General features: G+C 68.5%; 9 protein-coding genes. 1 reads left to right on the forward strand and 8 read right to left on the reverse strand.

The genetic code is table 11. From position 1 onward, the window contains the following. Both V7067_RS06765 and V7067_RS06770 read right to left on the reverse strand, forming a co-directional pair. The coding region (locus V7067_RS06765) for an ATP-binding cassette domain-containing protein (RefSeq protein ID WP_334175125.1) at nucleotides 1-332 on the reverse strand (332 nt) is incomplete at its 3' end. An 8-nt stretch (nucleotides 333-340) separates the two neighbouring features. After that, nucleotides 341-1,150 (reverse strand): ABC transporter permease, encoded by an 810-nt coding sequence (locus tag V7067_RS06770; RefSeq protein WP_334175126.1) that lies wholly within the window; start codon nucleotides 1,148-1,150, stop codon nucleotides 341-343. 256 nt (nucleotides 1,151-1,406) lie between these two features. On the opposite strand from V7067_RS06770, the gene rfbC reads away from it, so the two are divergent. Beyond that, nucleotides 1,407-1,970, forward strand: a complete 564-nt coding sequence (gene rfbC, locus V7067_RS06775) for a dTDP-4-dehydrorhamnose 3,5-epimerase (protein WP_334175127.1) — start codon at nucleotides 1,407-1,409, stop codon at nucleotides 1,968-1,970. A gap of 169 nt (nucleotides 1,971-2,139) precedes the next feature. On the opposite strand, the gene V7067_RS06780 is transcribed toward rfbC, so the two are convergent. From V7067_RS06780 to V7067_RS06805, 6 genes are all read right to left on the reverse strand, one after another. After that, a complete protein-coding gene (locus V7067_RS06780; protein ID WP_334175128.1) occupies nucleotides 2,140-4,851 on the reverse strand; it encodes a glycosyltransferase in 2,712 nt (903 codons plus the stop codon). Between the two features lie 200 nt (nucleotides 4,852-5,051). Continuing rightward, nucleotides 5,052-5,852: a glycosyltransferase family 2 protein gene (locus V7067_RS06785; protein ID WP_334175129.1), complete on the reverse strand. Its 801-nt coding sequence runs from the start codon at nucleotides 5,850-5,852 to the stop codon at nucleotides 5,052-5,054. Nucleotides 5,853-5,978: 126 nt separating this feature from the next. Beyond that, nucleotides 5,979-7,121, reverse strand: a complete 1,143-nt coding sequence (locus tag V7067_RS06790; RefSeq protein WP_334175130.1) for an FAD-dependent oxidoreductase — start codon at nucleotides 7,119-7,121, stop codon at nucleotides 5,979-5,981. Then, on the reverse strand, nucleotides 7,118-8,164 hold the full coding sequence (locus tag V7067_RS06795; protein WP_334175131.1) for a hypothetical protein: 1,047 nt from the start codon (nucleotides 8,162-8,164) through the stop codon (nucleotides 7,118-7,120). Before V7067_RS06795 ends, V7067_RS06790 begins: the two co-directional genes overlap by 4 nt. After that, nucleotides 8,164-9,009, reverse strand: a complete 846-nt coding sequence (locus tag V7067_RS06800) for a sugar phosphate isomerase/epimerase family protein (RefSeq protein WP_334175132.1) — start codon at nucleotides 9,007-9,009, stop codon at nucleotides 8,164-8,166. Before V7067_RS06800 ends, V7067_RS06795 begins: the two co-directional genes overlap by 1 nt. Next, nucleotides 9,006-9,974, reverse strand: coding sequence for a hypothetical protein (locus V7067_RS06805; RefSeq protein WP_334175133.1), 969 nt, complete (start codon nucleotides 9,972-9,974; stop codon nucleotides 9,006-9,008). The genes V7067_RS06800 and V7067_RS06805 overlap by 4 nt, the downstream gene beginning before the upstream one ends. Nucleotides 9,975-10,172 lie beyond the last annotated feature (198 nt).

Here is a 10,172-nt window from a genome sequence, read left to right on the forward strand (position 1 = left end):
GCCCCGGTCAGTTCCGGGTCCATGCCCATGGTGATGTCGAGCAGCGAGGCGACCGAACCGTTGATTTCCGCAATGCCGGCGGAGGGCTCATAGGCGCCCGACAGCACCCGCAGCAGCGTGGATTTGCCGGCGCCGTTGTGGCCGACGATCGCCAGCCGGTCGCCGGCGCGAAGCTGCAGGTTGATGTTGCGCAGCGCCAGAATGCGCACGATGGAATCGTCGTTGGCCACCTGTCCGCCGACGCTGCGGATCAGCGAGCTTTTCAGCGAGCGTCCGCGGGCGTTGTAGATCGGGATCTCGACGGAGGCGTCGATGAGGTCGATGGAGGGCATGGCGGTTCTCACAGCCAGTAGACGATGCGCGCGCGGAAGCGGGCGAACAGCGGCGCCACCAGCGCCGCCAGCACGGCGATGATGGCCAGCGCATAGCCATAGAGCGACAGCGGCGGCACATGACCCGACATCGGCTCGGTCACGAGGCGCAGGAAGATCGCGGCCGGATTGAAGTCCACCACCAGCCACATGTGGCGGCCCATCTGGTCGGGCTGCCACATCACCGGCGTGACGAAGAACATCATCTGCACCAGATTCTGCACGATCTGCGGCAGATCGCGGAAACGGGTGGAAAGCACGCCGAGCAGCAGGGCCAGAAGGAAGGCGGCCGCCAGCAGCAGCACCAGCCCGGGGAAGGCCAGCAGCCAGGTGAAGCCGGGGTTGACCTGAAAGATCAGGAAGACCAGCGGCACCAGAACGACGTTGTGCAGGAACGAAATCGAATTGCGCACCAGCACGCGCAGGATAAAAATGGTCTTCGGCAGCGCATCCTGCCGCAGATAGACGGCGGATGACGAGAATGCTGTCGTCGATTCCGTGATGATGCCGGAAATCAGCACCCAGACCGTGTAGCTCACCGCCAGATAGGGCACGTAGGTATCGATGGCGGTGTTGAAAAGCTGCGAATAGACCAGACCGATGCCGCCGATGAAGATCGCCATCGAGAAGGTGATCCAGAACTGGCCGAACCGGGAGCGCTTGTAGCGCTGCCGGATATCGCTCATGCCAAGCAGGAACCAGATCTGCCAGGCGGCAAAGCCACGGCGCAGGTCGATAGCGGCGAGCCGCCAGTCTCGGGAGGTTGGGCGCAGGGACATCGATTGAAAACGCTCGGGCGACCTTGGGAGTTGTGCCGGACGAAACGGCCCGGCGGCAGACAGTTGGCACCGCGACCGCAACCGCCGCGGCCCCGCCCCGCGGGCGGGGGCGATGGACATAGCCCGTCAGGACTGCTAGCCCAGCACCGGGGGTCAGCCCGACGCCGACAGGGAGCCATCAGTCTGTATCGGGTTCGCTGAAACGGGTCAATCGCGGCGGGCCGCTGCGCGGGCGCGAGCCGGACGAGGTATGAATATGGACGTGCGTTCCTTTGCGGTTCCGGATGTGAAACTGGTGACGCCCAGACGCTTCGGCGACCATCGCGGTTTCTTCAGCGAGACATGGAGCGACCGCGTGTTCCGGCGCGAGGTGGCCGATGTCACGTTCGTGCAGGACAATCACTCGCTCTCCGCGCAGAAAGGTACGCTGCGCGGGCTGCATTATCAGTGCCCGCCGACCGCGCAGGGCAAGCTCGTGCGCGTGATCCGCGGCGCGGTTCTCGATGTGGCCGTCGATATCCGGCACGGCTCGCCGGCCTTCGGCCAGCACGTGGCGGTGCGCCTCGATGCGGAGACCGGCGCCCAGCTCTGGGTGCCGCCGGGTTTCCTGCACGGCTTCTGCACGCTGGAGGACAACTGCGAGGTCCTCTACAAGGTGACGGACTATTACAGCGCCGCCGACGACCGCGGCGTGGCGTGGGACGATCCCGATCTGGCCATCGACTGGCCGGTCGGCGCGGACGATGTCGTGCTGTCGGAGAAAGACCGCCATCACCCGCGGCTGAAGGACGTGCCGCCGGTCTTCAGCTGGAACGGCTGAGAACGGTCTGTGCCACAGGCGGGCCGACGGCCCGCAGGCAAAAATGGTCGGGCCGACGGTCCGCAGGCAGAAATGAGGCGGGCCAGACGGTCCGCAGGCAAAAATGGCCCGGGGCAATGCTCCGGGCCATTGTCGTTTCAGCGTGCCGGGTTCGTCAGTCCGGCCCGGTTCAGTTCGTCCGGCCCTCCAGCCAGGGCTTGCGGGCCCGCGGCGGGAAGGCGAAGTGGAAACCGTCGCGCAGCGACAGGTTGGGCGAATAGAACGGGTCGGCGTCGAGCTTCGGCCCCCAGCGCCGCCGCATGGTGGAGACCTCCGACTCAAAGCGCGCCTGCTTGGCCGGCGTGTCTTCCTGACCGCGCGTCTTGGATTCGAAGTGCAGCAGCACGGCGTTCGGCGTCCACACATTGCGGTAGCCGGCCTCGCGCACCTTGAGGCAGAAATCGACATCGTTGAAGGCGATGGCGAGGTGCTTGCCGTCAAGCCCGCCGACCTGCTGATAAAGCGCCCGGCGCACCAGCGCGCAGGCGAAGGTGACGGCGGAGAAGTTCTGCACCAGCGCCGCGCGGCCGAAATAGCCGAACACGTCGGTCGGCGGCGGGCAGTAGTGGCCGGCCACCCCGCGCAGCCCGACGATCACCCCGGCGTGCTGCACGGTGCGGTCCGGATAGAGCAGCTTGGCGCCGACGACGCCGGTATCCGGCAGGCATTCGGCCAGCCCCACCATTTCGCCGAGCCAGTCCGGGGTGATGATCTCCGTGTCGTTGTTGAGGAACAGAATGTAATCGGCCTCGACACGGTCCACGGCATAGTTGTGCATCGCCGCGTAATTGAATTCCGCATCATAGGGAATGACGCTGACGCCCGTGCGCTTCTTTTCTTCCAGATAGGCAAGCGTCTTCGGGTCGGAACTGCGGTTGTCGATGACGTGGATGCTGTAGTTCGGATATTTCGTCAGCGCCTGAAGGCTCTCGATGCACGGGCGCAGCACGTCGAGCGCATCGCGCGTCGGGATCAGGATCGCCACCGAGGGATGGGTCTTCAGCACCGGCAGCGGCCGGTTGCCGCCGAAGAAGGTGGCGCTGACGGCTTCGAGCGGCAGGTTGCAGCGGGTGTAATGGTCCTGCAGCGCGCGCAGCGCGGCGACGGCGGCATAGGGCTTTTCCTCGCTCGCCTGCGCCGTGCTGCCGGGGATGATGCGCCAGTGATAGAGCACCTGCGGAATGTGGATGATCTGCTCGGGCGTGATCAGCTCCGAGCAGCGCAGGATCAGGTCATAATCCTGCGAGCCCTCGTAGCCGGTGCGGAAGCCGCCGACGGCCCGCATCAGGTCCGTGCGCACCACGCCGAAGTGGCTGAACATGTTCTGGCCGAGGAAGAGCGCCGGGTTCCAGTCGCTCTTGAAGTAGGGATTGCTGCGCTTGCCCTCCAGATCGATCTTATCCTCGTCGGAATAGATCAGCCCGGCATCGGGATTGCGGTTGATGGCATCGACGACGCAATAAAGCGCATGGGGGGGCAGCCGGTCGTCGTGGTCGAGCAGCGCCACCCACTGGCCGGTGGCCAGTTCCAGCGCGGAATTCGACGAGGCCGAGATGTGGCCGTTCTGCTCGCGGAACACCACCCGGATGCGCGGATCGTTGCGGGCGAGATCCTCCAGCGTGGCGCGCACCTGCGGCTCGGGCGAGGCATCGTCGGCGATGCACAGTTCCCAGTTCTCGTAAGTCTGGTCCTGCACGCTCTCCACCGCCTCGCGCAGCAGGGCCTCCGGCGTGTTGTAGGTCGGCATGACGATGGAAATCAGCGGCCGGAGGGCGAACTGCCCGGCCTTCTCGCGCATGTCTTCCAGATCGCGCTGGGTCAGGGTGTCGTAGCGCTCGACCCACTGCTGATAGATATCCACCGCCGGCGGCGGCGGGGCCGCCCGGCGGAACACGCGCCGCAGTGCCGGCACGCGGCTGGCAACGGCCCTGAGCGGCGCGCTGGCGCGCCAGATGGTGGAGTTCTCGAAGGCATGCAGGCGCCGTTCGGCGTCGTCGAGGCGCCACAGCAACTGGGTCACGCGGTCGGCCTCCAGCCGGGCTTCCCCCAGTTCCAGTTCCAGTTCCTCGCGCGCCTTGCCGGCTGCTTCGTTCTCCTGCCGCAGCCGGTCGGCATCCTTCTGCAGGCTGGCATGAGCCTGCGCCAGAGCGCCGCGCTCACGCTCCAGTTCGGCGCGCTCCATGCGCATGGCGATGAGTTGCGCGCAGGCGCGCAGTTCAGCCTCGTCCGGTGCCCGGTCGCGCCGTTCCAGCAGCATCGCCCACGGTGCCACGAAACCGGGATCGTAATCGGCGCGCGGGCCGAAGCCCTGCGCGGCGAACAGGCGCAGCCAGTGCAGCGGCGGCTGCGCGCCGCTGTTCCGCTCTCCGCCATCCGGCTTCCCGTCGTTCCGCCCGCGGCCGGCAGCGCCGGCCGGCGCGGAGGCAAACAGCACCAGCGGCGCGGCGGCGCAGAGGCTGGCGGCCGCGCGCGCCGCCTCGTCCTCTGTCAGGTGCTCGAACACGCCGAGGCAGGTCACGAGATCGTAGGCGCCGGCAACCGGTTCGGTGACCGATCCCTGTTCGCAGAACGGTTTCAGGTCGTCCGGCACCTGGCCGATCGCATAGGCCGAAATATCGCGCCCGAACGCCGCAATGTTACGCCGGCGCAGTTGTTCCACCAGAAAGCCCATGGCGCAGCCGGCATCGAACACGCGGGCGGGCGCAAGCGTTTCCGCAATGGTGGCGGCGATGTTGCCGAACACGGCGGCCCAGTGCTTCTCCTGCCGGCTGTAGGGCACGTCGCCGCCCTGTGCGCGGTAATAAGCGGCGTCGAATTCTTCCGGACGGACAGTCGTCGTCATGCAGAGGCTCCGGCCTTGCGTGGTTCGCGCTCAAACGACATCGCCATTCCCCCGAACATCAATGCCGCGCCTTTCGTCAGGCGAAGCGCCCTTGCAGCTCAATTTGGCTCCGTTCTAATCGAAACAGCCGGCGACTGCCACAATGGCGATGCCTGTCCTGTCCGCCTGTGCCGGCCAGAGCGCGGCTTTTACCCGGCGTATCATGGCGCGAAGCGGCCGAGAGCCGCGTCGAAGGCTTCGCGCAGGATGGCGAACTTGCCCTGCCAGCCCGCGATCTTGGTCGGGGCGGCCTCGCCGGCGGGATAGCTGCGGCGCACCGGCACTTCGGTCACGCGGTAGCCGAGCTGGCCGGCCCGGACCGTCAGGTAGAACAGCAGCTCATAGCGCTGGAACAGATCGCGGAAGGGAGCGACGCGGGGGTCCAGCAGGTAGCGGCGGGAATAGGCGCGAAAGCCGTTGGTGGTGTCGCTGAAGCGGTGGCGGCCGGCCAGGCTCATAAGCGGGGCGTGAATCAGGCGGTTGCCGATGGTGCGTTCCAGCGGCGTGTTTTCCGCCTGCCCGCCGGGGCGGTAGCGCGAGCCCTGAACATAGTCGAAGCCCTCGTCGAGCCGCCGGCAGAATGTCGCCACGGCCTCCACGCCGTCCTTGCCGTTGCCGTCGATGGTGACGATGCCCCGGTAGCCCTCGTCGAGGGCCCACGCATAGGCCATGCGCAGTTGTGCGCTGAGCCGGCCGGGCCCGGTCTTGCGCAGCACGGCGCGCACCGGCACCGTCGCGATGAAGCCGGCATCAAGCGAGCCGTCGGTGGAACCGCCATCGGCCACCACGACATCGATGGCAAGGTTGGCATCGCGGATGCGGCGCAACTGGCCGCGGATGCGCTCGCCCTCGTTGATCACCGGAATGACCAGCACATAGGGATGGGCGCGCGGGCCGGAAAGGGCGGTCTCGAAGGCGGGAACCTGCCAGCCGCGGGCGGAAAAGACGGTTTCGGTGGCCATCGGGAAGCTCTCCGGGGCAGCAGGCGCGGCCGGGCCGCAGATGCCGCGCTGACGCGCGGTTTTGAACGTTTCCCCCGCGGCAGGGCGGGGTCGGGGCAGCGCCGGCCGGGGCGCCGTGCGGTGTTGTCAGGCGGCCGCCGGCCCGGCGGGAACGCCGCGCACGAAGCCGTCGTGGGCTGCCTGCCAGGCCGGCCCGCTGCGCTTCAGCAGCACGAACAGATCATAGATATTGTCGATCTTGCCGCCCATGACCGACGTGACGCGCGACGTGCCGGGCTTGCGCCGGAGCAGGATCGGCCGGCCGTCGTCGCGTTCGTTCATCAGCAGCACCGACTTGGTTTCGTAAAGCGATTTCACAGGCCGCGCCTCGCGCAGGCAGGGCAGAAAGCGCTGCGCATCCTGAAGCATGTGGCGGGCGCGGCTTTCTGCCTGAACGGGGAGACCGGCCGTGCCGGTCCAGCTGCTGTGCGGCGTGTAGCGCACATGGGTCAGCGAATAGAGCCCTTCGGCCGGATAGGGCATTGCCGAGAAGAACGGCCCGTCCATCAGCGTCACCGCAAGCCCGGCAAGGGCGGCGGGCGGTTCGATCAGGGCGATCTCGGTGAACTCGTGCTTCATCGGCGCCGGCGGCAGGCCGCCGGCCTCAAGAACGTGGTTGATCTGCGCGTAGGTGACGTTGAACACCTGCGGCGTCCGCACCGCCGTGCCGTCCGAAAGCGCAATCACCACCTCGCCGGGCCGCTCGCGCAGTTCCCCGGCCCGCGTCTTCATCCGCACCTCGATGCCGGCACCGGCGATGCGGGCGGCGAGCAGGCGGCGCAGAACGGTGTAGTCGAATGCATATTCGCCGCACTCGAACACCTCCTCCACCCGGTCGGCATCGAACAGCGCGCGCTGCATCTCGCTTGCCGGGCGGATGGGCGCGTGCAGCGCCGTGAACATCCGGAAGAAGCGTCCGGCGGAGATTTTCGACCCGCGGCGGGCGATGGCGTAGAGCATGCGGAAGTCGCGCACCACCGCCTCGGGAAAGTCGCGGGCGAAGCGCTCGCTCAGTGCCGCCGAGCGCGCCGCCGTGATGAAGCTGCGGGGATAATGGAACCCGGCATGAATGCGGGCCTGATTGACGCGCGAGGCGCGCGTCATGAAGGCGTCTTCCGCCTCCACCAGCAGCACGCTGGCACTGACGGAGCGCAGGAACAGCGCCAGGCAGCAGCCGTAGAAGCCGCCGCCGATGACCACGAAGTCGTAATGCCGCGTTTCCGGCGTCATGGCGCCGCGGCCGGGGGCGGGGCCGTCCTTTCGGCATCGACGGCGACGTTGAGTTCCTGCGTGGTGGCGAAGAGATCCTGCGCGGTGGCAAGAAGGTCGGTGCTGGTCAGCTCTTCCACGACGGTGTCGCCGGAGTTGGGGCCGGCGGTCGCCAGCAGCTTCTGCAGCCCCAGCGACAGGCCGAGCATCGCCAGCGCCAGATAGCAGGCGGTGCCGGCCTGCACGATCGCGGTCGTGAACCAGCCCTCCTGCAGGTGGGCGACGAGGAACAGCGCGGCCACCGCATAAACCACATAGAACAGCGAACCGGCGATGACGGCACCCGACAGCAGGCCCACGCCGGCCAGAACCACCGGCGCGGCATGGATGGCGAGGCTGTAGATGACGGCCAGCCGGCGCGCGGGCGCGTTGTCGGGGGCGGGCAGTGCCGGCAGACCGGCAACGGCGATGTGGTGAATGGGCAGGCCCTCGCCCAGCGGCGGAAAGCGCAGGGCGAGGTTCTGCTGCGGGTGGGCAAGCAGGCGGTTCAGCCAGGTGCGCGGAATGGCGATGGTGCGCATGTCGCTGAGCGAGATGCGGAACCGGCTGGCAGCGCCGAGCGCGGCGAGCAGAGCGCCGGCCGGCCCGCGGCTGCCTTTCGCCCCCGCCCGGGTGAAGACGCAGATGGTGTTGCGCGAGGCGGCCTCGTCCGCCGCCCCGATCAGGTCGAGGACGCCGGTCTCGGCGAGCGCGGTGATGACCACCACATCGCCGATGGCCTCGCCCGCGGCCACCACGCGGCGGGAATAGGGCTGCGCGGAACCGCGCACCCGCAGCACCCGCAGGCCGGGGCAGGCGGCCAGACAGGCCTTCAGCAGGCTGTCGTCGTCCTCTCCGATGCGCGCGACGATCAGAACCTCGTAATAGCGGAACCGTTGCGCAACGGCGGCGGCGGCGGCGGCGATGGCCGCAACGTCCGCGGCCGTGGCGGGCGCCTCGGGTATGCACAGCGAGATGAAGACATCCTCGCGCCGGACCGGTCTGCCCCCGGAATCCGCGTCCATCATGCCACTCCGGTTACCTCCGCCGCTGCCCGCAGCCGTTCCGCAGCGACCGCAACGCCGGCCAGTTCATCGCCGGCCACGGCCTTCATTTCCACCGACACGGCGCCGGCATAGCCGGTGCCGGCAAGGGCGCGCAGCACCGCGGCGGCTTCCTCTGTCGTCTGCGGCGCCGGCGCGAGGAAGGGGGCGCTGAGATGCACATGCGACAGATGCGGCCCGGCCGCGGCGATGAGCGCCGCCGCGTCGCCCGCCGCCCCGGTCATGTGCAGCGCGCCGAGATCGAAATTGAGCGTGACGGCGGGGTGGCCGGCCGCATGCACCACGGCGAGCGTTTCGGCAAAGGTGGTCATGAAGTTGGTGCCGTATCCGGCCGGATTCGGCTCCAGCGCCAGCCGGGTGCCGTTGGCAGCCGCCAGATCGCCGAGCCGGCGGAACACGCCGCAGGCGTGCTGCAGGGCGGCATCCGGCGAAAGCTCCGGCGGCACGACGCGCTGGCGCGGCGACCCGAACACCAGATTGGGAATGCCGAGACGGCCGGCCAGCACGATCGCCCGTTCCAGCCCGCGCACCAGCCTGTCCGCCGCTGCCGGCGGCCCGAAGAGCGCGGCGTCCCCGACGCCGAACAGCAGCGACTGCATCGACACCAGCCGCAGGCCGGCACCGGCGATTTCGCCGAGGCGTGCGGCGACGACGGCGGCCGGGGGCAGAAACGGATCGTCCGCGCCGGCAAAAAGCAGCGAGGGCGCGATCTCCAGCCCGTCAAGGCCATGATCGCGCAGGATGGCATAGGCCGCCAGCCGGTTGTCGAACGACCATGCGATGTTGGAGACCGCAAGCCGCATCATGGCCGGCGCGCCTTTTCGCAGAAGGCCTTCAGGTCTGCCATCACCGCCGCCTTGCTGCGGATATAGCCCGGCGGGCCGTCCCAGATCTGGCTGTACGCGGTGCGCATGTCCTCGTGGTAGAGCGGCGCGGCGGTGGCCGGCTGGTCGCTGCCGGTCAGCGCCCGGCAGATATCGCCGGCCATCAGCGGCTCCGGCGCCAGATGCAGCACCGGCAGGTCGTGGGCGATGGCGCGGCCGATATCGTCCCACAACCCGGCGAGGCCGTAATACTGGAACGTGCTGCCGGGGTTGGTGAAGGCCAGCGCCGTGGCCCCGGCGGCGGAAAGGGCCGCGGTCAGCACCGCACGGGTCTCGCCGGCAAGCCGGCTGCGGTCGGCCTCATACATGCCGACGCCGTCCGCGAAGCGGTAGACCGCCGGCAGCAGCGCGGCGGCGGGCGCCGGCAGGCTCTGTTCCAGCGCGGCATATCTTTCCCGCGTCAGGAACGAAGGCACGGGATTGAGGATGTCGAACAGGAAATTCTTCTTCATGCCCTGACCGAACAGGGCGGGCAGGCGCAGGATGTGCGTTGCGGGAAAAAGCGCGGCGCAGGCCTCTTCCAGCAGGCGGCGGTTGCGGCCATAGGCCTTGCCGGTCTCGAACAGGGCCGTCGTCTCGTCGGCGCCGGCGGCCGCATCGGCCAGCACCGCGACGGTGGAAATCAGCACGAAACGGTCGGCCTTCGCCGTTTCCAGACCGGCGATGAGCCGGCGGATATTGGCCAGATCGGCTTCGGGGTCTTTGTTGGCGGCCCACATCGTGGCCGGCGCCGCGGCGCAGACGAGCGTCCTGAACGACCGGCCGCCGATGTCGCCGATGGTGCGCGAGTTGAAGACGGCGCCGAAATCGTGGCTGGCCATCAGGTTTCCGCCCACGAAGCCCGTGTGGCCGACGAGTGCGTCGCTGTCGAATTCACCGGATGGCATGGCTCTACCGCATGTCAGGGCGGCATCGGAGATCGGGGCGATGCCGGGTATCGGGACGACCTGTCCGCGGCACCTGCCCGCGTGACCGGCGGCGGGGATGTCGCGCTACGGGTATCGCATCATTGCCACCGCCTCCACAATCCCCGCGCGCGGCCGGCGGGCGACATTCCCGGCCATCGTTGCGCCCATGGCGGTGGC

The organism is Pseudoxanthobacter sp. (assembly GCF_036822375.1).
In the GTDB taxonomy this organism is placed as follows: Bacteria; Pseudomonadota; Alphaproteobacteria; order Rhizobiales; family Segnochrobactraceae; genus Pseudoxanthobacter.